Consider the following 23,432-nt stretch of genomic DNA (forward strand, 5'->3'; position numbering starts at 1 on the left):
TTGCCGCCGGGCGCCCTGTCCACCTTACGGGTTGCTGCCGGACAGGCCGAGCAGCTGCGCCAGGGCGGGCGCCCCCTGCGGCCCCGCCGCCTGCATCTGCTGCATCGGCACCGGCTGGGGCGGATTGGCGATCACCTCGATGGTCCGGGCTTCTCCGCGCACGAAGCGCAGCACCGCCTCGCGCAGGCTGGCCAGGCCCGGCGGCTCCGGCGTGCCCGGCGGCGCGGAGAGTGCCGCCTGGGACATCTGCAGGTGGCGCTGGCGCATCTGGTCCGCCGTGATGCCCGCCCGCTGGGCCTGCTGGCGCAGGATGCGGTCATACATGCCGTCATCGGCCTGGCGCAGGCGGAAGCCCAGCAGGCGCATGCGGCTGGGGTCGTGGTTGCGGGCGGCTTCCGGCGTCCAGCCGTCCAGCCGCAGGGCCAGGGCGGTCGCGCCCAGCTGCTGCACCCCGATCGCAAGGGCCGGGATGTCCACATGCCCGTCCGCCGCGCGATAGGTCGTGTCCATCGTCAGGCTGGCATCGATGCCCGGCAGGTCCAGCATGGTCAGGAAGGGGGCGGTCAGCGGATGCTGGCGCACCCTCAGCCCGCGCAGGCCGATGGAGCCGGTGCCGGACTGGTCGGCCTCGGTCGCGATCTCCACCGACAGGCGCTCCAGCCCGCCGACCGGGGCACCGGTGGCGGACAGCTCCACCCCCTCGACGTTCAGGCTGGCGCGGCCGGCCGGCAGGCCGGGCGGCGAGGCATCGCGCGCGGCGGCATTGAGCCAGGCGGCCAGGTCCAGCCCCTCGCCCGTGAAGCGGGCCATCACGAAGTCGCTGACGGGGCTCGCGGGTATGCCGGCGACGGTCAGCCCCTCAAGCAGGGTCGTGCTGCGGCGCCCGATGCCATAGTCGCGCACCGTCATGCGCGCGATGGAGACGCGGGGCGTGCCCTGCACCTCGAACCCCTCGACCAGCGCGCTGTCCAGGGTGAAGGCGTCGGGCATCGGCCTGTCGGCATGCGCCATGCCGCCCGGACGGTTGGGTGAGGGCGGGATCTGCACATTGGGGCGCGGCGCCTGCGCGCCGGGCTTGCCGGGCAGGCCGGGCTGGCCGGCCAGGGGCGCCTGGGCGCCCGGCATGCCGGGCTTGGGCGCCATGGGCGGTGAGCCGGGCGGTACCAGCTGCCCCTGCGGGCGCGTGACGGGCGGGGGCACGGGGGCCACCGGCGCGGGCGGCGGCACGGCGGGTGCCGAGGCCGGCGTCGGCGTATAGGTCAGCCCCGCCATCTGGAAGCGCGCGACGCGCACCGGCGTGCCGTCCATCGTGCCCTGGACACCCTCGGCCTCGACCCGCGCCGCGCTGTTCTCGGTCAGCCGGTCGAGCAGCAGGGAGGCCATGCTGATCGTCTCGTTGCCGCGCGTCAGCGTCACGCCCGACAGGCGGACCGCGTCGGGCGAGCCCTCGACCGGAGAGGCCGCGTGATAGTTCAGCGTGACCTGGGCGGAGAGCAAGGCCCGCAGCCGCTGTACCGCCGGGTGATCCTGCGCGTAGGCGGGCATGGCGGATACGCACAGAACGAGGGTCAGCGCGGTACGGCGCAAGGGCATCTGCATCGGGGGGCGTCTCCCATGACGTGTTCTTCATCTTCCCATCTGGTTAGCCCTGGCGCATCACTCAAGCAGAGGCCATTTAATGACGATGAGCGAGCTTCCGGCACGGACCGGCAACAACGCCGTCGCGGCCTTCCTGAACCAGGCAAGGGCGGTGTCGGCGCGCCCGGCGCCGATCCCCGCGGGGCGCCTGCTGTTCCTGATGGACGCGACCGCCAGCCGCCAGCCGACATGGGATACCGCGTGCTCACTGATGGCGGGCATGTTCGCGGCGGTGGGCGGTCTGGGCGGGCTGTCGGTGCAACTGGCCTATTTCCGGGGCCATGCCGAATTCGCGGCGACACCCTTCCTGGCCGATGCCGAAGAATTGACCAGGCGCATGGGCGGGGTGCGCTGCCTGGGCGGCCACACGCAGATCCTGCGCGCGCTGACCCATGCGCTGGAGGAGACACGCCGCCTGCGGGTGCATGCCGTGGTGCTGGTGGGCGACGCGCTTGAGGAAGCGCTGGACCCGATCTGCCATCTGGCGGGCCAGCTCGGCATCGCGGGCACGCCTGTCTTTGCCTTCCATGAGGGTGGGGAGCGCGTGAGCGCGGAGGGATTCCGCCAGATCGCGAAGCTCTCGGGCGGGGCCTTCATGCCCTTCGACAGCGGCAGCGCCGGGGCGCTGAGGGACCTGCTGAAGGCCGTGGCGATCTTCGCGGCGAAGGGCAGGGCGGGGCTCGGCGCCCTGCCGGGCGGCACGGCGCGCGGCCTGCTGGCGCAGCTGCCGGGGCCGCGCTGATGCCCTGGCTGCTGGGCGGATTCGCGCTGCTCGCCCTGGGCTGGTTCGGCCTGCGTGCCTTCGTGCAGGCCAGCCCGGCCCAGCTCGGCCGCGCCCTGGTCTGGTTCCTGGCGGTGCTGGGGGCGGCCCTGCTGGGGCTGATGCTGCTGGCCGGCCGCGGCGGCACCGCCTTTTCCGCGCTGATCCTGGTGGGGCCGGCGCTGTGGCGCTGGTTCCAGGGTTGGCGGGCGCGCACCGCCTTCTCCCGCGCGGGCGGGCAGGAAACGGGTGTGGAGACGGCGACGCTGGAGATGCGGCTCGACCTCACGACCGGTGAGATGCGCGGGCGGGTGCGGCGCGGCCGTTTCGCCGGTCGTGACTTGTCGGGTTTGGATGAGGAAGGTCTGCGCGCGCTGCTGGCCGATTGCGAAACGACCGACCCGGAAAGCGTTCCATTGATCGAGGCATGGCTGGATCGAGTGCATCCGGACTGGCGCTCGGGCCCGCCGCTGGACGAGGCACAAGCTTTTGATCTGCTGAACCTTTCCCCCGGCGCGACGGAGGCCGAGATCAAGGCCGCGCACCGCCGCGCCATGCTGCGCGCCCACCCTGACCATGGGGGGGACGAGGCCCTGGCGGCCCGGCTGAATGCGGCGCGGGACCTGCTGCTGCGTCATCGATCCGCACCGTGACAACAAGGGGTTGGCCGTGGCACACCATGGCCACGCCAAGCGCATTGGAGTTGCACGGTCCATGGTGAAGCCGCTCAAGAAAGCCGTCCTGCCGGTCGCCGGTCTCGGCACCCGCTTCCTTCCCGCCACCAAGGCGCTGGCGAAGGAGATGCTGCCGGTCGTCGACCGCCCGCTGATCCAGTACGCGGTGGATGAAGCCCGCGCGGCTGGCATCGAGCAGTTCTGCTTCGTCACCGGCCGCGGCAAGACCGCGATCGTCGAGCATTTCGACGTGGCCTATGAGCTGGAAAAGACGCTCATCGAGCGCGGCAAGAACAAGGAACTGGCCGAGCTGCATGCCCAGGCCCTGCCGCCGGGCGCCATCATCACCACCCGCCAGCAGGTGCCCATGGGCCTCGGCCATGCCATCTGGTGCGCCCGCAGCTTCATCGGCGACGACCCGTTCGCCATCCTGCTGCCGGATGACCTGATGCAGTGCGAGGTGTCCTGCACCAAGCAGCTGGCCGATGCCTATGCCGAGACCGGCGGCAACGTGGTCGCCATCGAGGAAGTGCCGATGGAGCGCGTGAACAAGTACGGCGTGCTGGACATCGAGAAGGACATGGGCCGCTTGGTTTCCGTGAAGGGCCTCGTGGAGAAGCCGCCGATCGACCAGGCGCCCTCCAACCTGACCATCATCGGCCGCTATGTGCTGATGCCCGAGGTGATCGGCCACCTCTCCAAGATGGAGAAGGGCGCCGGCGGCGAGGTGCAGCTGACCGACAGCATGGCCAAGCTGATCGGCACCCAGCCCTTCCATGGCGTCCGCTATGAGGGCAAGCGCTTCGACTGCGGCGACAAGATGGGCTTCCTGGAGGCGCAGATCGCCTTCGCCCTGAAGCGCCCGGAACTGGCCGAGGGCATGCGCGGCATCCTGGGCAAGTACAGCTGAACCACATCTGCGACGCGGCGGGGCAGCGCCCCGCCGCATCTTTCTGCCAGAGCATCGGGAGACCCTGAATGGGCGGCTTCACCTACAGCTTCCACCCCACCAGCCTGCGCGAATACGACATCCGCGGCATCATCGGGGAAACCCTGGGGGCTGATGACGCCTTCGCCATCGGCCGCTGCTTCGGCACGGTCGTGGCCCGGGCCGGCGGTTCCTCCGTCGCGGTCGGCTATGACGGGCGCCTGTCCTCTCCGATGCTGGAAGAGGCGCTGGTCAACGGGCTGATGGCCTGCGGGCTGAAGGTGTTCCGCATCGGCTGCGGCCCCACCCCCATGCTGTATTTCGCGGCCTATCACCTGAAGGCCGACGGCGCCGTGATGGTGACCGGCAGCCACAACCCGCCCAACTACAACGGCTTCAAGTCGATGATCGGCAAGAAGCCCTTCTTCGGCAAGGACATCCAGATGCTGGGCGCCATGGCGGCGGCCGGCGACGTGGTGCCCGAAGCCAAGGGCAGCTTCGAGAAGGTCGATGTCTCCTCCGACTACGTCGCGCGCATGCTGCAGGACTACGACGGTGAGCGCGGCCTGAAGGTCGTGTGGGATCCGGGCAATGGTTCGGGCGGCGTCATCACGGAGCGCCTGGCGGCGACGCTGCCCGGCACGCATGTGGTGATCAACGCCGAGATCGACGGCAACTTCCCGAACCACCACCCCGACCCGACGGTGCTGAAGAACCTGGCGCAGATCATCGCCAAGGTGAAGGAAACCGGTTCCGACCTCGGCATCGCCTTCGACGGCGACGCCGACCGCATCGGCGTGGTCGACGGCGAGGGCAACATGCTGTTCGGCGACCAGCTGCTGGTGGTGCTGGCGCGCGATGTGCTGAAGAACCATCCGGGTGCGACCATCATCGCCGACGTGAAGGCCAGCCAGGTGCTGTTCGACGAGGTGGCGAAGGCCGGCGGCACGCCGCTGATGTGGAAGACCGGCCACAGCCTGATCAAGCAGAAGATGGCCGAGACCGGCAGCCCGCTGGCGGGCGAGATGTCGGGCCACACCTTCTTCGCCGACAAGTGGTACGGCTTCGACGACGCGCTGTATTCGGCGGTGCGCCTGCTCGGCATCCTGGGCCGCAGCAGCGAGAGCCTGGCCGACATGCGCGAGGCCCTGCCCCAGGTGCTGAACACGCCCGAGCTGCGCTTCGACTGCTCCGAGGACCGCAAGTTCGAGGTGGTGAAGGAAGTCGCCGCCCGCCTGGCCGCCGAGGGTGCGGAGGTGCAGGCCGTGGACGGCGTGCGCGTGCTGACCGCCGACGGCTGGTGGCTGCTGCGTGCCTCCAACACCCAGGCGGTGCTGGTGGCGCGTGCCGAGGCCCGCACCGAGGAAGGCCTGGAGCGGCTGAAGGCCAGCCTGGCCGCCCAGGTCGTGGCCTCCGGCCTCAAGGCGCCTGATTTCTCGGGTGAAAACGCCGGGCACTGAACCCTGGCCGCGCCCGCGCGTTCGTGAAGCGCGCGGGTGCGTCAGCTTGCCCTGTGCCGCATGCTTGCCATGATCGGCTGCTGCGATCGGGACAGGCATGGAGGAAGCTCATGGTTGCTCGCTGGGTGATGGGTGTGGCGCTGGGCGCGGTGGTGGCCACCGGCGCCGTCGCGCAGGGCTATAAGCCGGGGATCGGGCCTTCGCCCGGCTATCAGCAGCCTCCGGGCTATGCCCCGCCGCCGAACTCGGGCGTGGTACCCTTTCCGGGCAAGCCGCCGCCGGGCGGCGTGCCGTATGGCGGCCAGCCCGGTGGGCCGGGGCCGGAGCAGCAGGCCGGCGTCTGCACGCCGCAGGAACGCGAGCTGATCGAGAATTCCTTCCGTGAGGCGCACCGCATCACGGCCGAGTCGCTGCGCCAGCTGGAGCAGAACCCGGAACTGCCGCAGTTCCGCCGCTTCTTCGGCACTGCCCCGCATGAGCAGGTGCGCAACACCCTGCGCCTGACGGCCGATTGGCTGCGGGAGCGCCGGCCGGCCAGCATCGCCTGCAACCACCCGAACAACTGCCCGCAGGGGCGCTTCGCCTATGCCAGCACGCAGACCACGGCGATGGGCTTCTGCACCCTGTTCTTCAACGGGCAGGATACGGGCTTCGACAGCCGCGCGGGTGTGATCATCCATGAGGTGACGCATGTGGCGGCCCGCACGCGCGACATCGTCTATTCCCCGCGCAACGCCATGGCGCTGGCCAAGTCCAACCCGGCCGACGCCGCGGTGAACGCCGACAACTACGAGTATTTCATCGAAGCCGTCCGGGATAATTGGAACCAGTGATCTTCCTGTACGGCACGCTGCTGCGGCCCGATGTGCTGGACCGGGAATCGGGCCGTGCCGGGCTGTGGCGCGGCCTGCGCCCTGCCATGCTGCACGGCTATGCGCGGGTGTTCCTGCGCGGCACGCCCTTCCCGACGCTGATGCGCCGCAAGGGGGCTGCCGTGGGCGGAGCGCTGCTGCGGGCCGATGGCGAGACGCTGGCGCGGCTGAACGAGTATGAGGGGCCGCCCTATCGGCTGGTGCCCGTCACGGTCGAGACCGAGCGCGGCCCGGTGCGGGCCAGGGCCTGGATGGCGCCCGCATGGCGGGCCGACCGGCGCGTGTGGGTGGGAATGCCCTGAGGCTGTTCTTCGTTTCCTGACGAATCAGCCCAGTGCCTTCGCCGCCGCCTGCCCGGACCGCACGGCGGCATCGATGGTCGCCGGCAGATCGGGCCAGCTCCAATCCCCGGCCAGCGCCAGGTTAGGCAGCGGCAGCCGCGCGGGCGCCAGCGGCTTGCCCACCAGGTGCCGCGGCGTGGCGCGGCGTTCCTTCACCACCCGGCACTCCGGCGTGCGGATCGGCCATTCGCCCGGAATGCCGAAGGCCGCCACCGCGCGCAGGATCTCTCCCCAGGCGCGCGGGGCCAGGGTGTCCACATCCTCGCGCGCCTCCGCGTCGCCGGCCGAGACGGTGACGGACACGCCCGAAGGCCGCACCAGCACCCATTGGCACATGGCGCCCAGGAAGCCGATGAAGCGGACGGGGCCGCCACCAGTACGGGCGAAATGCAGGTTCACGATCGGCGCATGGGCCTCCGGCACGTCCAGCCCCGGCAGCAGGCGCGCGGATTCCCAAGGGGGCGTGGCCAGCACGGCAGCCTCGGTCGGGATGCGCTCACCCACATCCAGCGCGACGAGCCTGCCATCCGTGATCTCCAGCCCGCGCAGGCGGGAATTGAAGCGGACCTCGCCGCCCAGCTTCCGGATGGCCGAAAGGGCAGGCTGCACCAGGTCGGGGCCCAGGCCGCGTTCGGCCACGAACAGCCGCGTGGCGCCGGGCCCGCCCAGCCGCCGCAGCACCTGGGCCAGCCGGGCGGTGGAGGCCTCGGTGGAGGGGGTGTTCAGGGTCGCGACCACCAGCGGGTCGATGAAGCCGCGATGGAAATCTGGGTGGGCGGCCATGGCCTCGGCCACCGGGCGGTCACGGCCGAAACTCATGCCGGCCGTGGCGGCCAGCGCGCCGAGGGAAAGGCCGGGCGGGCGCCGGTCCGCCCGCAGCCAGCCGAAAGGCGAGAGCGAGATGAGCCGCGCCTGCCCGTCCGCGCAATCCAGCACGGGCAGGCCGTCCGGCTCGGGCTCCACCCAGCGTTCCCGCACGCCGAGCTTCTCCAGCAGCCCCAGCGCGGCGGTATTGGCGCCGACCAGGGCGTGGGTGCCGTTGTCGGTGCCGTCCGCCAGGGCGCGGGCGCGGCCGCCCGCGCCGGCGGTCGATTCATGCAGCACGACCGGGCGCCCGGCTTCCAGCAGCGCCAGCGCGGCCGAGAGCCCCGCGACGCCCGCCCCGATCACATGGACGGTCATCGGCCCCAGCCCAGCGCCATCCGCGCCATGGTCAGCTTCTCGCGCTTGGTCAGGCGGGGGCGGGGGCGCGCGCCTTCCCAGCCGCGCGCCAGCAGCCGCTGGAACAGGCGGCCATAGCCCCACATCATGACGCGGGCGGGCAGCAGGGCCTCGGCGTCATAGCGGCCCATCTCGGCGGCGGCGGTGGCGAAGCCGGCCTCGGCATCGCGTGCAAGCCGGGCGCAGATGGCGGCGAAGCGGGGGTGGGCCACCATCTCCTTCGCGGGCCCGTCCGGGATGCCCTCGGCCGCGAGCAGGGAGAGCGGGATATAGACCCGCTCGCGCTCCGCATCCTCATCCACGTCGCGCAGGATGTTGGTCAGCTGGAAGGTGTGGCCGAGGTCCAGGCCCCAGCCCTCGGCGTTGGTGGCGCCGAAGATGCGCACGGCCATGGCGCCCACGCTGCCCGCCACGCGGCGGCAATACAGCGCCAGCTCGCCCTCATCGGCGATGCGCACGCGGTCGCCTGCATCGGTTTCCATGCCGGCGATCATCGCCTCGCATTCCTCACGCGGGATGGCGAAGGCCTGGCAGGCGAAGGCCAGCTCACGCGACAGCACGCAGTCGGGGCGGTCCAGCTTGGCGCGCCAGTCGGCCAGGAAGCGGCGCTTCTCGGCCTCGGGCATCTCGCCATCCGCGATGTCGTCCACCGCGCGGCAGAAGGCATAGACGCCCCACAGCGCGCGGCGGCGCTCACCCGACAGCGCCTTCATGCCGCGCGCGAAGGAGGAACCGGCGCGCGCCACCCGCCCCGCGACCAGCGAGGCATCGGTGGCCGGCATGAAGGGCGCCCCCAGCAGGGCGCGGGCGAAATCCAGCTTGCCCAGCGCCACGCGCCCCAGCACGGGGTCGGCCGCGCGCAGCCTGGCCAGCAGGCGGCGCGCCAGGTCGATCGTCACCTTGGACTGCATGGCCAGCCGGCGGGAGGCGACGAGGCGCGGCAGGGCGTGGGCGCGGTCCAGCTCCTCCTCCACCCGGTCCAGCGCCGCGTCCAGAATGGCGCGGCGCATCGGATTGGCGGGGTCGAAGAAGGCGGCCTCGCCGCCCGCGATCGCCATCCAGCTCTCGGGCATGTAGATGCGCGAGAGGCGGTCGCGGTCGGGCACCAGGTCCTGCAGGTGGTTCAGGATCTGCAGCGCGGTGCACAGCCCGTCGGAGGCCGCGATGGCCTCGGGCGCCGTGGTGCCGTGCAGGCGCAGCAGCATGCGGCCCACCGGGCTGGCGCTGCGGGCGCAGTAATGTTCCAGCGCCGCCCAATCGGCATAGCGGGCCTGGACGGAATCCTGGCGGAAGGCCTCCAGCATCAGGGCGGCTTCCTCGGTGCCCACGCCCGCGCGGTGCATGCCCGCGGCCTCACGCAGGGTGGTCGCGGGGTCCGCGAGCGCCGCGCCCATGGCATCCAGCCGCCGCAGCTTTTCCTCGGGCGGCAGGTCGGGGCTGTCGGCGATGTCGTCGGCCACGCGGACGAAGCGGTAGAAGGCCATGACCTTCCCGCGCACCGCCGGCGCCAGCATCAGCGAGGCGGTGGGGAAGTTTTCCGTGTCATGGTCCCGGGTGGGCGTTTCTGACACCGCGAGCGAGTCTGCCGTCATTCCGCCGTTGTGACGGGATATTCGCGACCTTTCCAGCCCGCCCGGCGGCCCATCAGCGCACGAATCAGCGCCTGCCACTGGATCGCCAGCGCGACGAGCACGGAAAACGGGTGCAGCGCCACCGTCCAGAGCGGTTCCCGCGCCCTGGCGGCGATGGCGGCGCGGATGGCGAAGCCCAGCGCCAGCGCCGCGACGGCGCGCGGATCGGGCAGCAGCGCCCAGGGCAGCAGGTGCCCGCCGGCCAGCAGCAGGGTCCAGACCGGAAGGCCGGCCGGTGTCGCCATCCCCTCATGCGCGTTCTTGGCGAAGCCGGCCCAGGCCTCCGCGAAGCCGCGATACATGCGGCAGGAAGCCAGCGGCGCGCCGTCCACCACCTCCGTCCGATGGCCGCGCGCGCGCAGCAGCCGCGCCAGCGCCAGGCCGTCATGCAGCACGGCGCGGATGGCGCCATGGCCGCCTACGGCGCGATAGGATGCGGCATCGAGCATCAGCAACTGCCCGCAGGCGGCCGCGAAGCCCGGCCGGCGCATCCGCCCGCGCCCGCCGAAGGGCAGGTAGCCCAGCATCAGGACATTGATGAAGGGCACGGTCAGGGCCTCACCCCAGCTGCCGATGCGCTGGCGCGGCACGCCGCTGACCAGGGCCAGGCGCCGTTCCGCCGCATGGGCCGCCAGGGTGGCGGCGGCGTCTGGCGCCAGCCGCACATCGGCATCGACGAACAGCAGCCAGTCGCCGCGCGCGGCCTCGGCCAGGCGCGCGCAGGCATGCACCTTGCCGGTCCAGCCCGCCGGCAGCGCGGGGGCGCGCAGCAGCCGTACCTGCGGATGGCGCGCCACGATCCCTGCGGTGCCGTCGGTGCTGGCGTCGTCCATCACCAGGATCTCGATATCCACGTTCCGGCTTCCGGCGGCGGCGGCCAGGCAATCGCCGATATGGGCGGCCTCGTTGCGGGCAGGGATCAGGATGGAGACGAGCGTGCCGCGCCGCGCCGTACCACGGGCGCGGGGCTGGAACCACAGGTTGGCCGCCCCCAGCAGGGCCGGCAGCAGCGCAAGCCCCAGCGCCAGCCAGCCCATCAGCGCCGCCCGTGGCGCGGGTCGTGCTTCTCGCCCCGCAGCAGCGCCCGCAGATACTGCCACCCGCCATAGACCCCGCCCATGCCCGCACGGCCTTGCAGCAGCGTGTCGAAGCGGGCCGGATCGCGGCTGATGGCGTCGTTCGCCAGCCGGTCCATCGTCTCGGCCAGGGCGGCGCTCATCAGCCGCGCCCGGCTGTCCCGGTCATGGGTCAGCAGGGCCGATGCCTCGATGGGCGGGCCGAAGGCCGCCAGGGCCTCGGGGTGTGCCTCGCTCCAGAACGGGTATTCCATGGCCAGCGGCAGGAACACCGCATCGGGCGCGATCTCGGCCAGGCGGATCACGCCGGGGGCGAGGGGAAGCGGCCGCTCGCGCGGGTCCGCGAAGCGGCCGGGGGCGTTGATCCAGAGCATGTTCCAGGGATCGGCCAGGATGGTTTCCGCGGCGCGCAGGAATTGCGCGGCGCCGCGCGGGCTGTGCTGTTCCACCCCGAACACGCCGATGCGCCGCATGAAGCCGTAGCGGCCCAGCGCCGCCGCATCCATCGGCGAGAAGCAGGGCCGCCCCGGCATCAGGCGCCGGTGCAGCAGCATGAACATCACCCCGTCCCACCAGCCGGCATGGCTGGCCAGAACCACCAGGGGGCGGCCCTCGGGCACCTGCGGCATGCCCCATTGAGCCAGCCGCAGCGCCGTCATGGACTGCGTGAAGCGGCGGGTGAAGGCGATCTCGAAGAAGCGCACCATCTTCGGGGAGCGCAGCGCGAGAGGACAGCCGGGTGTCATCCCAGCGCCGTCTCGCGGCTGCCGGCGATGCGCGCGGCCTCATCCATGCCGCGCCCGCCCAGGTCCTGGTCCAGCGCATCGGCGGCGATCCAGCCGCTCATCATCACCATCGGCATGCCGGGGCCGGGGTGGGCCGCGCCGCCGCACAGGTACAGGCCCCGGATATCGCGTGAGCGGTTGCCGGGCTTGAAGGCGCCGGTGAAGGTGCCGTGGCTGGCGAGGCCATAGATGGCACCGTTCAGCACCTTGTAGCGCTCATGGATGTCCTGCGGCGTCAGATGCGCCTCGGCGATGATGCGGTCCTCGATGTCGGTCAGCCCCGCCGTGCGCTTCAGCTTGTCCAGGATCACCTGGCGATAGGCCGGCAGCATGCGCTTCCAGTCATGGTGCGGGCGCAGCCAGGGGGTGTGGACCAGCACATACAGCGCCTCCGCACCCTCGGGCGCGGCGGTGGGGTCGCTGAAGCTGGTGGCGGCCAGATAGGCGGTCGGGTCCGGCGCCGGCTCGCCGCGCTTGTAGATGGCGTCGAACTCCTCCTCCGGATCGCGGGAGAAGACGAAGTCATGGTGCGCCAGATGCTCGTACCGCTTGTTCAGCGCCAGATAGAGCACCACGCCGCTGCATGCCGCCTCGAAGCCCTTATGGGCATAGGCATCGCCCACGCGGCCGCCCACCAGCTCCGTATAGGTGCGGATCGAATCCATGTTGGAGATGACGGCATCGCAGGCGATGCGCTCGCCATCGGCCAGCAGCACACCGCGCACCACGCCGTCACGGATGTCGAGGCCCGTGACCTCCGCATTGGTGCGCAGCTCGGCGCCCAGCTCGCCGGCCAGCTTCGCCAGCCCCTCGGCCACGGCGCGGGTGCCGCCCTTGGGGTACCAGACGCCCTCCGCCGACTGCATGTCCCCGATCGCGCACAGCACGGCGGGCGCGGCATAGGGGTTGCTGCCGACATACTGCATGTAGTGGTCCAGCATCTGCGCCAGGTTGGCATCCGGCACATGCTTGCGGATGACGCCCGCCGCCGACTGGCCCATGCGCAGGGCCATGACATCCTTCAGCACCTCGGGCTTGAAGTTGTCGGCCACGTTCATGGTGTCGGCGATGCCCTCGACCGGGCGCCAGAAGAAGAACTTCTCCGAGACGTCGTGCAGGTGGCGGGCCACCTTCTGGAAGCGCTGGTAGCCCTCGCCCAGCTTGCGGCCGGGGGCGACGCGCTCGATCTCGGCCAGCATGGCATCCAGCTCGCCCATCAGGTCGGCGCGGGTGCCGTCCTCGAAGAAGCAGCGCCATTGCGGCTCCAGCTTCAGGATGGGCACATGCTGGTCCAGCGCGCGGCCGGCCTCGGCGAAGATGCGGCGCAGGACGCGGGGCACCGTCAGGATGGTGGGGCCCATGTCGAAGCGGAAATTGCCCATGGGCGTCGGCAGGTCCAGCACCGCCGCCTTGCCGCCCAGCCAGGGGTTCCTCTCCAGCAGCGTGACCCGATGGCCGCGCGCGCGCGCCACCGCCGCCGCCGACAGGCCACCCAGGCCCGAACCGATCACCACCACATGCGAGGCCATGCCTGATCCTTGGTCTAGAACTAGAATGCCACCGTCAGGCCCTGCGCGGCCTCGGTGATGCCCAGATCCCGCAGCAACAGCTTGCTCGTGATCCGCGCGCCCTCGTAGATCACGGGCAGGCCGCTGCCGGGATGGGTGCCGCCGCCCACCAGATACAGCCCCTCGCAATCCTGGAAGCGGTTGCCGGGGCGGCGGTGCAGCATCTGCCCGAAATCATGCGCTAGGTTGAAGGTGGCGCCATGCCCCACGGCGAACTCATCCTGCCAATCCCGGGGCGTCACCACGCGCTCATACCGGATGCGGCGGCGCAGGTCGGGAATGCCGAGGCCCTCCAGCCGGTCCAGCACCGTCTCCCGGAAGGCGGGCAGGTCGCGCTGCCAGTCGGTGCCGCCCAGCAGGTTCGGCACCGGCGCCAGCGCATACAGCGCGCTGTGGCCGGGCGGCGCCATGCCGGGGTCGGTGGCGCCCGGGTGATGCAGGTACAGGCTGGGCGTGTCCGGTATCTCGCCGCGTTCGATCTGCGCCAGGTTCGCGGTGTATTCGCGCGACATCAGCACATTGTGGTGCGCGAGGCCGGGGCATTCGCCCTCGATGCCCAGGTACAGCATGAAGGTGGAGCAGGAATAGCGCGCCGCCTTGATGCGGGCATCGGGCCAGCGGCGGCGCCGGGCCTCGGGCACCAGCCGCGGCATGGCATGGGCGAAATCGGCGTTCATCACCACCGCGTCGGCCGCGATGTGCCTGCCCCCCGCCACCACCCCGTCGGCGCGGCCGCCGGAGAAGCTCACGCGCTCCACAGGGCAGCCCAGATGGATGCGCGCGCCGAGCCTTTCCGCCACCCGCGCCATGGCGCGCGACACGCCGCCCAGCCCGCCCGCGACGTGGAACACCCCGTGCTCGTATTCCAGGAAGGACAGGATGGTGAACAGCGAGGGGCAGCGGAACGGGCTCATCCCCAGGTATTTGGCCTGGAAGGAGAAGGCGAGGCGGATGCGCGGGTCGTGGAAATAGCGCCTCAGATCGGCTTCCACGCTCAGATGCGGGCGCAGATGCGGCAGCGCCTTCAGCATCGGCAGGGCGAACAGGTCCGACGGCGAGAGGATCGCGTTTTCCAGGATGGGCCGGAAGGCCGCCAGCTTGGCGCGGTTTTCCGCCATGAACCGCGCGAAGCCCGCGGCATCCCCAGGCGCGATGCGCGCGATGGCCGCGTGCATCGCCGCCGCGTCCGGCGTCGCGTCCAGCACCTGCGGCGCGCCGTCGGTCTCGAAGATCAGCCGGTATTGCGGGTCGAGGCGGCGCATCTCCACCTCGCGGTCCAGATCCGCGCCGCATTGGGCGAAGATCTCGCGGATGATGCGCGGATACAGGAAGAAGGTGGGGCCGAGGTCGAAGCGATAGCCGCCCGGCGCCTCCATGGTGCGGGTGCGCCCGCCCACCACCGCGTCCTTCTCATGGACCGAGACCTTCAGCCCGCGTGCGGCCAGCAGCATCGCCGCCGCCAGCCCGCCGGGCCCTGCGCCGATGATCGCCACATGGGCGGGCGGCCGTAGCAGGGCAGGGGCGGCGAGCGGGGCGTTCATCTCGATCCCTCGAATGGACGATGCGGGAGATTCCCGCAACGTCAGATGACATTTTGGAAAGAAAAATCCAGAGCTGAAAGGTCGGGAAAACTCAGGCGGCCATCAGGGCCAGCAGCGCCTCCGTCTCCTTCAGCTGTGCCAGCGCGGCGCCGGCCCGCGGCAGCAGCCGCCGCAGATAGAATTCGCACAGCGGGGCGTAGCCTGCCTCCAGCGCGGCCGCGCGGGCCAGCATCCATCCGCCCAGCACCCAGCCCGCGGCCTCCAGATAGGCGCTGGCACCGGCGGCGGCCTCGTCCGGCGTGGCGGTCAACAGGGCGCGGGTGGCCTCGGTGAAGGGCACCAGCGCCGCGTCCAGCAGGGGGTGCGCGCCCTGGGCCGAGGCCAGCAGGGCCAGCATCGCCGCACCCTGGTCGGCCCGCAGCTTGCGGTGCACCAGGTCCAGCGCCTGGATGCCGTTCGTGCCCTCATAGATGGGCGCGATGCGGGCATCCCGCAGCACCTGGGCGGCGCCGGCATCCTCGACGAAGCCCATGCCGCCATGCACCTGCACGCCCAGGCTCGCGACCTCCACGCCGCGATCGGTGGACCAGGCCTTCACGATGGGCGTCAGCAGCGCCAGGCGGGTCGCATCGCCGGCCGCCGCCTCCATCGCCAGCAGCCGCATGGCCAGCGTGATGGAGCGCATCTCCGCCAGCATGCGGGCCACATCGGGGTGGCGGGCGATGGGCTGGCCGCCCTGCTCGCGCATCTGGGCATAGGCCTCCGCCAGCGCCAGCGCCTTCGCGCCCTGGCCCACCCCCTGGATGCCCACCGAGACGCGGGCGTTGTTCATCATGGCGAACATGGCCGGCAGGCCGCGATGGGGCTCGCCCACCAGCTCGGCCTCCGCGCCCTCGAACAGCATCACGCAGGTGGGGCTGGCATGGATGCCCATCTTGCGTTCCAGCCCGCCGCAGCGGACGCCGTTCATCGTGCCGTCGGGCTTCACGCGCCGGGCTGCGAACAGGGAAATCCCGCGTGAGCCCTCGGGCGCGCCGGGCAGGCGCGCCAGCACCAGGTGCAGGGAGTTCTCCGTCAGGTCCTGGTCGCCATAGGTGATGAAGATCTTCTGGCCATGCAGCGCGTACAGCCCCTCGCCCAGCGGCTCCGCGCGGGTGCGGATGGTGGACAGGTCGCTGCCCGATTGCGGCTCGGTCAGGCACATGGTGCCGGTCCATTCGCCGCTGGTCAGGTGTGGCAGCCAGGCGTCCTTCTGGGCATGGGTGGCGTGCTTCTCGATGGCCTCGATGGCGCCGGCGGTCAGCACCGGGCACAGGCCGAAGGCCATGTCGGCGGCGCTCACCATCTCCACGATCGCGCACCACAGCACGAAGGGCAGGCCCTGGCCGCCATGTTCCTCGGGCGCGGGCAGGGACTGCCAGCCGCCGTCGCGCCAGGCCTGATAGGCCGCGTGATAGGGCTCGGCACAGCGCACCTTGCCGTTTTCCAGCCGCGCGCCCTCATGGTCGGCCTTCTGGGCGTTGGGGGCCAGCACCTCGGCGCAGAGCGTCTCGCATTCGGTCAGGATGGCGGCGATGCTGTCCGCGTCCAGCGCGCCGCCGCTGCGGGCCGGCAGGTCCACCAGCCGGTTGAGCGCGAAGATCAGATCCTGGGCCTGGGTGGTGGTCATGTGTGTCTCCCTCAGTCGGCGCGAAGCAGTCCCGGCGCGGCGCTCTCTCGGCCCGCTGCCCATCCGGGCAGATAGGGCATCAGCGCCGTGTCGCCCAGCGCATTCGCCACCGCCTCACCCAGCACCGGGCCGAACTTGAAGCCGTGGCCGGAGAAGCCCGAGAGCACCAGCGTGCCGGGGGCCACGGTCTCGGCCAGGAATTCCTCGGCGGGTTCCACATCGTAGTAGCAGGCCCGCGCGCCGAGGCGGCGGTAGCGGTCCAGCCCCGGAATGCGCCGGGCGGCGAGTGCCAGGATCGTCTCCGCCTCCTGCGAGGACGCGTTGCGGTCGTCCTCGGCATCCCCGGTCAGGGAGAAGCTGTGGTCGCCCACCTTGATGGGCGTGCCGCGCACGGGCGGCACCATGTAGAAGCCGCCCTCATGCGCGAGGTCGAGCAGCATGGGCGCGCGGGCCCAGGCCTCGGCCAGCTCGGCGGGCGCTTCCAGCCGCACGATGATCTGGCGGGAGGCGGTGACGCGCCCCTTCAGCCCCGGCAGCAGCCGCGGCGCCCAGGGGCCGGCGCAGACGATCACCTTGTCGGCCGTCAGCGCCGTGCCGTCGGCCAGCGTCAGGCGGCGCTCACGCACATCGGTCACGGTGGCGCGGATGAACTCCACGCCCCGGCGGGCCAGGTGATCCGCCAGCCCGGCCACGATGGGTTCCGCCAGCAGCACCCCGCCGCGCGGCGCGAAGAAGGCCTCGGCCACGCCCTGGCCGGTGAAGAAGGGGAAGCGCCCGGCCACCTGGTCCGGGGTCAGCTCATCCATCGCCAGGCCATGGCCGCGCATGGCCTCGCGGCTGGCGGGCAGCCAGGCGCCGCCGCCCTCGTCGAGGGCCAGCACACCGGTTTCCTCGTAATGCGCCTCACCCAGATCGGCCCAGACGCGGTCCCAGGCGGCATAGGCGTCGTCCACCATCCGCATGTAGCCCTGCTGGGCGCCATAGGCGTGGCGGATCAGCCGGTGATGGTCCACCGAGGCGCCGGCCGGGTTGGGGGGTGTCGCCTGGTCCACCACGCGCACCGTCCAGCCGCGCCGCTGCAGCGCCCAGGCGGTGGAAAGGCCGATGATGCCGGCGCCGAGCACCAGCGCGTAACCGCGTTGTTCCATGCTCCCATACTGCACCCGCACAAGCCCCTGGCGGAAGGGCGGTGGGCTGGGCACGATGCGCGGATGCTGATGCACGAAAGCCCGGTGGCGATCGCCACCATCACCCCCTCCGGCAACACGGTGGTGGAGCGCACGACGATCGCGATGCTGCGCGACCTGCCTGGGGTGGCGCCGCTGTTCAGCCGCCTGCCGGTGCACGGCACGACGGACCTGTTCCCGGACAGCTATGACGAGGCGGGGATGGGCGACGCCGCGCGCCTGCTGTCCCATGCCAAGCCCGCCGCGATCATCTGGAACGGCAGCAAGGGCGGCGCCATCGGCCTGCATCATGACGAGGCGCTGGCGATCAGCCTGCGGCTGGGCACCGGCATCCCGGCCGATACCTCGGGGCTGATGCTGCGGCGGATGATGCAGAAGCACGGCTTTCGCCGCATCGGGCTCGTCACGCCCTATACGGCCGCCTATCAGGCGCGGCTGCATGCCGGCTTCGCGGCCGAGGGCTGGGAAGTGGCGGGCGAGAGCATGCTGGGCATGACCGACAACCTCTCCTACGCCTCGGTGCCCTTCGCGCGCATCGCGGAACAGGCGCGGGAGGTGGCGGCGGGCAAGCCCGACCTGCTGCTGGCCTGGTGCACCAATTACGCCGCGGCCCCGGTGGCGGCGCAGATCGAGGCCGAGACCGGCATCCCGTTCTGGGATGCGACGGCGCTGGGCGTGCTGGCGGGGTTGGAGGCAGCTGGCGTGGCGGAGCGCCCGGGGGCCGCCTGGGGCAGCCTGATGGCCGGCATCTGAGGCGCCGGTCCCCCCTGCTGCGGCGCGGTGCGAATCCGTGATACCGTATACTTGAACGCTATATCTATACGGGTATAACGCACCGCACGCCCCACCGGATCTGAAAGCGCCCCCGATGTCCCTGCCGCTGAACCTTCCCACGATCCGCGGCAGCGACAACCTCCCGGACCAGCTCTACGCGATCCTGTCGCGTGCGATCATCGAGGGGCGTTTCCGCCCTGGCGACCGCATCCAGCCCGACGAGATCGCGGCGCATTTCGAGGTAAGCAAGATCCCGGTGCGTGAGGCGCTGCGCTCGCTGGAGGCGAATGGCTGGATCAACATCCGCCCGCGCCGGGGGGTGTATGTGCAGGAGCACACGGCCGAGGAGCTGAGCAACCTGTACGAGACGCGCTTCATCATGGAACCGCGCCTGGCGCGGCTGGCGGCGGAGCGCCGGACGCCGGCGCATCTGGCCAAGATCCGTGCCAGCATGAAGCAGAGCCTGGAGGCGCTGAAGCGCGAGAGCTCGATGGATCTGGCGGCGAGCAACCAGGCGTTCCACGCGGCCTGCGCGGAGGCCGCGGGCAATGCCTATGCGGCCAAGATCATCGGTGACATCGAGGTGCGGCTGCAGTGGTACTACTCGCATGTGCCGATGGAGCGCACGCGGCAGACGCTGAAGGAACACGAGATGATCCTGCAGGCCATCGAGGCGGGCGACGGCCAGGCGGCCGAGGAAGCCACCGTGCTGCACCTGGAGGCCACGCGGAAAACCGCCTTGTCCAGGCTCAGCAACGGCTGAGGCAAGGGGCGCGCCCCTTGCCCCTGTCCTGGCGTGTTACGCCGGGCGCACGCCCCAGAACTTGCTGAAGCCCGGCTGCACGTCGCGCAGGCCGCGCCAGGCCGAGGCCTGCTTGTACTGGCCGAGCGGGTAATAGGTGCACTCGTCCATGCAGGCCAGCTGGATGTCGCGGCAGATCGCCTGGCGCGTCGGCAGGTCCGGCGCGTCCATCCAGGCATTGTACAGCTCCTCAAGCCGCGGGTTGTTGTTCCAGCCGGGATACCCGGCCTCACCCCGCCCGCGGATGCTGATATGCACGGCCGGGCTCACCCAGTCCGTGCCGGTCCAGGTGGTGATGAAGCAGCTCCAGCCGCCGCGATCCACCGGGCCGCGGTTGGTGCGCCGCTGCAGCATGCTGCCCCAGTCGGTCACCAGGTAATCCACGTTCATGCCGATGCGCTTCAGCGAATCGGCCACCACATCGCCCTGCAGCTTCATGGTCAGGTAGTCGGAGGCGACCATCATCACCACGCGCTCACCCTTGTAGCCGGCGGCGATCAGCTCCTGCTTCAGCGCCTCGTAGTCGCGCGGGCCCTTCAGCGGCTCCAGCCCCACCTCGGTCGCCATGGGCGTGCCGGGGCAGAAGAAGCCCAGCGGCGTGTGGTACATGCTGCGGTCGTCGCCCACGATGGCCTGCATGCAGGCGGTCTGGTCGATGGCCTTCATCACCACCTTGCGGATGGCGGGGTTGTCGAAGGGCGGCTGCAGGAAGTTGGGGCGCAGCATGCCGAGCGTGCCCACCTCATCCTGCACGCGCATCGTGATGCCACGCGCGCGGCGCACCATGGGCGACAGGTCGTGGGAGACATATTCCCACCAGTCCTGCTCGTTGTTGATCAACGCGCCGGCGGCGGTCGAGGCATCGGGGATGGTGGACCACACCACGCGGTCGAAATGCACCACCTTGGGCCCGGCGGTGCCGATGGCGGGGCCATCGGCGCGCGGCACATAGCGGTCGAATTTCTGGTAGACGTTGCGCGCGCCCTGCAGCCGCTCATTCGCGATGTAGCGGAAGGGGCCGCTGCCGATGATCTCGGTGACCTGGGTGTTGGGGTCGGTATTGGCCAGGCGCTCCGGCATGATGGCGGGCATCATGGCGACGAACTTGCCCAGCGCATCCGGCAGCAGGGGGAAGGGGCGCTTCATCTTGAAGCGGATGGTGCGGTCGTCCACCGCGCTCAGCTCATCCGTGCTGCGCATCAGCGCGCCGCCGAAGGCATCGCGCACCGCCCATCGCTTGAGGCTGGCCACGCAATCCTTCGCGCGCACCGGCTCGCCGTCATGGAACCACAGGTTCTCGCGCAGCTTCAGGTCCCACTGCTTGCCGTCGCTGCTGGTAGTGAAGCCTTCCAGCATCTGGGGCTTCGCGTTGTAGTTCTCGTCCAGCCCGAACAGCGTGTCGTAGACCATGTAGGCATGGTTGCGGCTGATATTGGCCGTGGAGAAATGCGGATCGAGGAAGGTCAGGTCGATCTGGGCGATGAAGCGCAGGGTGCGGTTGCCCTGGGCCAGGGCGGGTGCGGCGGCGGCGCTGCCCAGTGCCGCGGCACCGGTGGCCTTGAACATGCTGCGGCGATCCATGTCGCTGCTCCTCATTCCGTGACCGGGGCAGGATGACACGCAGGTAAGGTGGCCGCGAGGCGAGAAATCTCACCCAGTCTCGCGATGCAGCATGGAATTGCCCGCCTTCTGGGCTAACGCAGCTGCGGGTTGTCGAAGCGCGGGTCGCGATAGCGCCCGAGCGCCGCATTCAGCGCCTCGGCCAGGTCGCGCTTGTCCTCCCCGCCCAGGAAGCGGCCGATCTCGAGCCGGCGGCGGCGTTCCTGGATGAACAGCCGCGGGCTCGGCCCGGCCTCCAGCCGCACCCGGGCCCAATAGGGGGCGAAGGCTGCCTCCGTCACGCGGCCATGGGCATCGGTGTGCCGCACGCACAGGCTGGCCTCGGTCAGGGCGATGCGTTCCTGGGCGCGGGCGGCGTGGCGGCGGTGCAGGGCGAACAGCATCACCACCAGCCCCGCCTCCATCCCCATGAAGCCGATGACCGGCCAGGCACCGATGATGGTGAACAGCAGCGTCGAGATGCCGATGCCCGCGCCGAGCAGCCCCAGCACCAGCCGCTGGCCCTGTCGGTTCAGGCTCTGCGGCGGCGAGGTGACGGCTTCAAACAGCAGGGATGGCGCGCTATCGGACATCGTTCCCTGAAAGATGCGTCACAGAATGCCGCGCGCAACCCCGAAAAAGCCGCCCCTGCACGGCACCGCCGAAGCGCCCCGCCGGGCACGCGCCATGAGCCGCGAACAGGTGGGCCATTTCGTCCGCGCGCTGGCCCAGGCCAACCCGGCGCCCGAGACCGAGCTGCTCTATACCGACAGTTTCTCGCTGCTCGTCGCGGTGGTGATGTCGGCGCAGACCACGGATGCGGCGGTGAACAAGGTGACGCCCGGCCTGTTCCGGGCCGCGCCCACGCCCGCCGCCATGGCCGCGCTGGGTGCGGAGGGCATCGGGAAGTACATCCGCACCATCGGGCTGTGGCAGGCCAAGGCGAAGAACGTGGCGGCCCTGGCCGCCCAGCTGGTCGAGAAGCACGACAGCCAGGTGCCCGAGGACCGCGAGGCGCTGGAAGCCCTGCCGGGCGTGGGCCGCAAGACCGCGAACGTGGTGCTGAACGTGGCCTTCGGGCAGTCCACCATGGCGGTGGACACGCACATCTTCCGCATCGGCAACCGCACGGGGCTGGCACCGGGCAAGAACGTGCGGGAAGTGGAGGACGGGCTGATCCGCCGCATCCCGCCTGAACTGCTGCGGGATGCGCATCATTGGCTGATCCTGCACGGGCGATACGTGTGCAAGGCGCGCCGCCCGGAATGCTGGCGCTGCACCGCGAATACCTGGTGCAACTACAAGGACAAGGAAGCCCTACCTCACCAGATGTAGCGCGGGCCGAAGCCCACCCCGACACCCCACCAGCCGCCATAGACGGGCGCCGGCTGCACCACCACGGGCGGCGCGTAGCCATAGCCGTAGCCATAGGCGGTGGGCCGCTGCTGGATCTGGTGGCCGGCCGCCGTCATGCACTGGGCATAGGCGATGTCGTAGTTGCGCTGCATGGCATAGGGGCTCTGCGCCGGGGGCGGCGCCACCGGGTTGATCTGCGTGCCGGGCGCGGGCGCCGAGGCCGAGATCGCGGCCGAGGCGGTGCCCCGGCAGCCGATGTCCTCACGCTGGAAGCGTGCGAGGTCGCTGCCTGACTGGGGCAGGGCGACGATGCTGGGCCCGCTTGGCGGCGGCGGAGCGGCACAGGCTGCGGGAAGGAGCACGGCAGCGACTGCCGCGAGACGGGTGACGGGCCTCATGAGTAATCCTCCTGACATCCCAGGATACGCCAGTGGTGAACGCTGCGCATCGCACAAAGCTGCGCCTTTACGTGATGACATGGAGGCGCAACACTTCCTCACGATAAGGGCCGCCAAGGTCCGTTCGGAGGAAACATGATCACGAGACGCGCCGCGCTGGCCGTGCCGCTGGCGGCTACCCCCTTCATTTCCCGCCCCTCGATCGCCCGGGCCGACACTTGGCCGCAGCGCCCCGTGAACCTGCTGGTGGGCTTCGCGCCCGGCGGCGGCACCGACATCATCGCCCGCGCCCTGCAACCCGCCCTGCAGGAGGATCTGGGCCAGCCCATCGCGATCGAGAACCGGCCCGGTGCGAGCGGCACGCTGGCCGCCGCCGCCTGCGCCCGCGCCCGGCCCGATGGCTATACCATGCTGATGACCACCGTCAGCGCCAGCGCGGTGGTGCCGCCGCACATGAACCCGCCGCCCTTCGACATCATCCGCGACCAGAAGCCGGTGGTGCTGTGCGGCACGGTGCCGCTGGTGGCGGTGGTGCCCAATTCCTCCCCCGCCAATACCTTCCAGGAGTTCCTGGCGCACGCGAAGGCGAACCCCGGCAAGCTGAACTATTCCTCCTCGGGCGTCGCCAGCCAGCAGCATCTGGCGGCGGAGATCCTCTCGGCCCAGGCCGGGCTGCAGATGACGCATGTGCCCTTCCGCGGCACCGGCCAGGCGGTGAACGAGCTTCTGGGCGGGCGTATCGACATCGCCTTCGACACGCTGCCCACCTATCTGCCGCATATCCGCGGCGGGCGGCTGCGGGCGCTGGCCACCACCATGCCCCAGCGCGTGGAATGGCTGCCGGACCTGCCGACCGTGGCCGAGAGCGGCTTTCCGGGCTTCAACTGCAATGTCTGGTACATGTGGATCGCGCCGCCGGGCACGCCCGATGCCGTGACGGCACGCATGAACCAGGCGGTGAACCGCGCCCTGGGCGACCCCGGCCTGCGGGCCCGGGTGGCAGCGGCGGGCTTCATTCCCGGCGGCGGCAGCGAGGCCGATGCGGCCAAGCTGCTGCGCGACGATGCCGCGCGCTATGCCGAAGCGATCCGGGTGGCAAGCATCAGGCTGGATTGATCCTTGCGCCGGGCGGTTTTCCGGCGCTATCCACCC

At 70.9% G+C, this 23,432-nt stretch carries 22 protein-coding genes; 10 read left to right on the forward strand and 12 right to left on the reverse strand.

Features of this window, described 5'->3' with window-relative positions; genetic code table 11:
• Positions 1–24: 24 nt before the first annotated feature.
• Positions 25–1,599: a hypothetical protein gene (locus EOD42_RS26505; protein ID WP_127787646.1), complete on the reverse strand. Its 1,575-nt coding sequence runs from the start codon at positions 1,597–1,599 to the stop codon at positions 25–27.
• Positions 1,600–1,684: 85 nt separating this feature from the next.
• On the opposite strand from EOD42_RS26505, the gene EOD42_RS11440 reads away from it, so the two are divergent.
• From EOD42_RS11440 to EOD42_RS11465, 6 genes are all read left to right on the forward strand, one after another.
• Positions 1,685–2,380, forward strand: a complete 696-nt coding sequence (locus tag EOD42_RS11440; protein ID WP_127787647.1) for a vWA domain-containing protein — start codon at positions 1,685–1,687, stop codon at positions 2,378–2,380.
• Positions 2,380–3,051: a J domain-containing protein gene (locus tag EOD42_RS11445; protein WP_127787648.1), complete on the forward strand. Its 672-nt coding sequence runs from the start codon at positions 2,380–2,382 to the stop codon at positions 3,049–3,051. Before EOD42_RS11440 ends, EOD42_RS11445 begins: the two co-directional genes overlap by 1 nt.
• A 61-nt stretch (positions 3,052–3,112) precedes the next feature.
• Complete coding sequence (gene galU / locus EOD42_RS11450; protein WP_127787649.1) at positions 3,113–3,982, forward strand: UTP--glucose-1-phosphate uridylyltransferase GalU; 870 nt, start codon at positions 3,113–3,115, stop codon at positions 3,980–3,982.
• Positions 3,983–4,050: 68 nt separating this feature from the next.
• Positions 4,051–5,460, forward strand: coding sequence for a phosphoglucomutase/phosphomannomutase PgmG (gene pgmG, locus EOD42_RS11455; RefSeq protein ID WP_127787650.1), 1,410 nt, complete (start codon positions 4,051–4,053; stop codon positions 5,458–5,460).
• Positions 5,461–5,570: 110 nt separating this feature from the next.
• The gene (locus tag EOD42_RS11460) at positions 5,571–6,293 is read left to right on the forward strand and encodes a M35 family metallo-endopeptidase (protein WP_127787651.1); all 723 of its coding nucleotides are present in this window, start codon (positions 5,571–5,573) and stop codon (positions 6,291–6,293) included.
• Positions 6,290–6,634, forward strand: coding sequence for a gamma-glutamylcyclotransferase family protein (locus tag EOD42_RS11465; RefSeq protein WP_164867888.1), 345 nt, complete (start codon positions 6,290–6,292; stop codon positions 6,632–6,634). Before EOD42_RS11460 ends, EOD42_RS11465 begins: the two co-directional genes overlap by 4 nt.
• A 24-nt stretch (positions 6,635–6,658) precedes the next feature.
• Here the strand turns inward: EOD42_RS11465 and EOD42_RS11470 are convergent, their stop codons facing one another.
• The 8 genes from EOD42_RS11470 to EOD42_RS11505 form a co-directional block, all read right to left on the reverse strand.
• Positions 6,659–7,855, reverse strand: coding sequence for a hydroxysqualene dehydroxylase (locus EOD42_RS11470; RefSeq protein WP_127787653.1), 1,197 nt, complete (start codon positions 7,853–7,855; stop codon positions 6,659–6,661).
• Positions 7,852–9,486 carry a squalene/phytoene synthase family protein gene (locus EOD42_RS11475; RefSeq protein ID WP_127787654.1) on the reverse strand — a complete coding sequence of 545 codons (1,635 nt, stop codon included), beginning with the start codon at positions 9,484–9,486 and terminating at the stop codon, positions 7,852–7,854. Before EOD42_RS11475 ends, EOD42_RS11470 begins: the two co-directional genes overlap by 4 nt.
• Positions 9,483–10,562, reverse strand: coding sequence for a glycosyltransferase family A protein (locus EOD42_RS11480; RefSeq protein ID WP_127787655.1), 1,080 nt, complete (start codon positions 10,560–10,562; stop codon positions 9,483–9,485). The genes EOD42_RS11475 and EOD42_RS11480 overlap by 4 nt, the downstream gene beginning before the upstream one ends.
• Positions 10,562–11,347 carry a lysophospholipid acyltransferase family protein gene (locus EOD42_RS11485; RefSeq protein WP_127787656.1) on the reverse strand — a complete coding sequence of 262 codons (786 nt, stop codon included), beginning with the start codon at positions 11,345–11,347 and terminating at the stop codon, positions 10,562–10,564. Before EOD42_RS11485 ends, EOD42_RS11480 begins: the two co-directional genes overlap by 1 nt.
• Positions 11,344–12,915 (reverse strand): phytoene desaturase family protein, encoded by a 1,572-nt coding sequence (locus EOD42_RS11490; protein ID WP_127787657.1) that lies wholly within the window; start codon positions 12,913–12,915, stop codon positions 11,344–11,346. The genes EOD42_RS11485 and EOD42_RS11490 overlap by 4 nt, the downstream gene beginning before the upstream one ends.
• 20 nt (positions 12,916–12,935) lie before the next feature.
• Entirely contained in the window at positions 12,936–14,495 is a 1,560-nt protein-coding gene (gene crtI, locus EOD42_RS11495; RefSeq protein WP_127787658.1) for a phytoene desaturase family protein, read from the reverse strand.
• Between the two features lie 91 nt (positions 14,496–14,586).
• A complete protein-coding gene (locus EOD42_RS11500) occupies positions 14,587–16,164 on the reverse strand; it encodes an acyl-CoA dehydrogenase (protein WP_164867889.1) in 1,578 nt (525 codons plus the stop codon).
• 11 nt (positions 16,165–16,175) lie between these two features.
• The gene (locus EOD42_RS11505) at positions 16,176–17,312 is read right to left on the reverse strand and encodes an FAD-dependent oxidoreductase (RefSeq protein WP_164867890.1); all 1,137 of its coding nucleotides are present in this window, start codon (positions 17,310–17,312) and stop codon (positions 16,176–16,178) included.
• Between the two features lie 63 nt (positions 17,313–17,375).
• Between EOD42_RS11505 and EOD42_RS25915 the strand changes: the two genes are divergently transcribed.
• Positions 17,376–18,104, forward strand: coding sequence for a maleate cis-trans isomerase family protein (locus tag EOD42_RS25915; protein WP_164867891.1), 729 nt, complete (start codon positions 17,376–17,378; stop codon positions 18,102–18,104).
• 115 nt (positions 18,105–18,219) lie between these two features.
• Complete coding sequence (locus EOD42_RS11515) at positions 18,220–18,888, forward strand: GntR family transcriptional regulator (RefSeq protein ID WP_127787662.1); 669 nt, start codon at positions 18,220–18,222, stop codon at positions 18,886–18,888.
• A 36-nt stretch (positions 18,889–18,924) separates the two neighbouring features.
• On the opposite strand, the gene EOD42_RS11520 is transcribed toward EOD42_RS11515, so the two are convergent.
• Complete coding sequence (locus tag EOD42_RS11520) at positions 18,925–20,508, reverse strand: ABC transporter substrate-binding protein (RefSeq protein WP_127787663.1); 1,584 nt, start codon at positions 20,506–20,508, stop codon at positions 18,925–18,927.
• A gap of 113 nt (positions 20,509–20,621) precedes the next feature.
• Positions 20,622–21,119 carry a DUF2244 domain-containing protein gene (locus tag EOD42_RS11525; RefSeq protein WP_127787664.1) on the reverse strand — a complete coding sequence of 166 codons (498 nt, stop codon included), beginning with the start codon at positions 21,117–21,119 and terminating at the stop codon, positions 20,622–20,624.
• A 94-nt stretch (positions 21,120–21,213) separates the two neighbouring features.
• Between EOD42_RS11525 and nth the strand changes: the two genes are divergently transcribed.
• Complete coding sequence (nth, locus tag EOD42_RS11530) at positions 21,214–21,861, forward strand: endonuclease III (protein WP_127787803.1); 648 nt, start codon at positions 21,214–21,216, stop codon at positions 21,859–21,861.
• Here nth and EOD42_RS11535 read toward each other — a convergent pair.
• Positions 21,849–22,280 carry a hypothetical protein gene (locus EOD42_RS11535; RefSeq protein WP_127787665.1) on the reverse strand — a complete coding sequence of 144 codons (432 nt, stop codon included), beginning with the start codon at positions 22,278–22,280 and terminating at the stop codon, positions 21,849–21,851. The genes nth and EOD42_RS11535 overlap by 13 nt on opposite strands.
• Positions 22,281–22,415: 135 nt before the next feature.
• On the opposite strand from EOD42_RS11535, the gene EOD42_RS11540 reads away from it, so the two are divergent.
• On the forward strand, positions 22,416–23,396 hold the full coding sequence (locus EOD42_RS11540) for a Bug family tripartite tricarboxylate transporter substrate binding protein (RefSeq protein WP_127787666.1): 981 nt from the start codon (positions 22,416–22,418) through the stop codon (positions 23,394–23,396).
• The last annotated feature ends 36 nt before the right edge of the window (positions 23,397–23,432 follow it).

This window comes from Rhodovarius crocodyli (assembly GCF_004005855.1).
Taxonomy (GTDB): domain Bacteria; phylum Pseudomonadota; class Alphaproteobacteria; order Acetobacterales; family Acetobacteraceae; genus Rhodovarius; species Rhodovarius crocodyli.

Excerpts from the sequence above, each read along its gene's own strand:
- EOD42_RS11480 (WP_127787655.1), bottom strand. The coding sequence starts at position 10,562 with ATGGGCTGGCTGGCGCTGGGGCTTGCGCTGCTGCCGGCCCTGCTGGGG.
- EOD42_RS11440 (WP_127787647.1), top strand. The coding sequence starts at position 1,685 with ATGAGCGAGCTTCCGGCACGGACCGGCAACAACGCCGTCGCGGCCTTC.
- EOD42_RS11535 (WP_127787665.1), bottom strand. The coding sequence starts at position 22,280 with ATGAGGCCCGTCACCCGTCTCGCGGCAGTCGCTGCCGTGCTCCTTCCC.
- EOD42_RS26505 (WP_127787646.1), bottom strand. The coding sequence starts at position 1,599 with ATGCAGATGCCCTTGCGCCGTACCGCGCTGACCCTCGTTCTGTGCGTA.
- pgmG (WP_127787650.1), top strand. The coding sequence starts at position 4,051 with ATGGGCGGCTTCACCTACAGCTTCCACCCCACCAGCCTGCGCGAATAC.
- EOD42_RS11445 (WP_127787648.1), top strand. The coding sequence starts at position 2,380 with ATGCCCTGGCTGCTGGGCGGATTCGCGCTGCTCGCCCTGGGCTGGTTC.
- EOD42_RS11475 (WP_127787654.1), bottom strand. The coding sequence starts at position 9,486 with ATGACGGCAGACTCGCTCGCGGTGTCAGAAACGCCCACCCGGGACCAT.
- nth (WP_127787803.1), top strand. The coding sequence starts at position 21,214 with ATGAGCCGCGAACAGGTGGGCCATTTCGTCCGCGCGCTGGCCCAGGCC.
- EOD42_RS25915 (WP_164867891.1), top strand. The coding sequence starts at position 17,376 with ATGCTGATGCACGAAAGCCCGGTGGCGATCGCCACCATCACCCCCTCC.
- EOD42_RS11525 (WP_127787664.1), bottom strand. The coding sequence starts at position 21,119 with ATGTCCGATAGCGCGCCATCCCTGCTGTTTGAAGCCGTCACCTCGCCG.
- EOD42_RS11470 (WP_127787653.1), bottom strand. The coding sequence starts at position 7,855 with ATGACCGTCCATGTGATCGGGGCGGGCGTCGCGGGGCTCTCGGCCGCG.
- EOD42_RS11520 (WP_127787663.1), bottom strand. The coding sequence starts at position 20,508 with ATGGATCGCCGCAGCATGTTCAAGGCCACCGGTGCCGCGGCACTGGGC.
- EOD42_RS11490 (WP_127787657.1), bottom strand. The coding sequence starts at position 12,915 with ATGGCCTCGCATGTGGTGGTGATCGGTTCGGGCCTGGGTGGCCTGTCG.
- EOD42_RS11505 (WP_164867890.1), bottom strand. The coding sequence starts at position 17,312 with ATGGAACAACGCGGTTACGCGCTGGTGCTCGGCGCCGGCATCATCGGC.
- galU (WP_127787649.1), top strand. The coding sequence starts at position 3,113 with ATGGTGAAGCCGCTCAAGAAAGCCGTCCTGCCGGTCGCCGGTCTCGGC.
- EOD42_RS11515 (WP_127787662.1), top strand. The coding sequence starts at position 18,220 with ATGTCCCTGCCGCTGAACCTTCCCACGATCCGCGGCAGCGACAACCTC.
- EOD42_RS11485 (WP_127787656.1), bottom strand. The coding sequence starts at position 11,347 with ATGACACCCGGCTGTCCTCTCGCGCTGCGCTCCCCGAAGATGGTGCGC.
- crtI (WP_127787658.1), bottom strand. The coding sequence starts at position 14,495 with ATGAACGCCCCGCTCGCCGCCCCTGCCCTGCTACGGCCGCCCGCCCAT.
- EOD42_RS11460 (WP_127787651.1), top strand. The coding sequence starts at position 5,571 with ATGGTTGCTCGCTGGGTGATGGGTGTGGCGCTGGGCGCGGTGGTGGCC.
- EOD42_RS11540 (WP_127787666.1), top strand. The coding sequence starts at position 22,416 with ATGATCACGAGACGCGCCGCGCTGGCCGTGCCGCTGGCGGCTACCCCC.
- EOD42_RS11500 (WP_164867889.1), bottom strand. The coding sequence starts at position 16,164 with ATGACCACCACCCAGGCCCAGGATCTGATCTTCGCGCTCAACCGGCTG.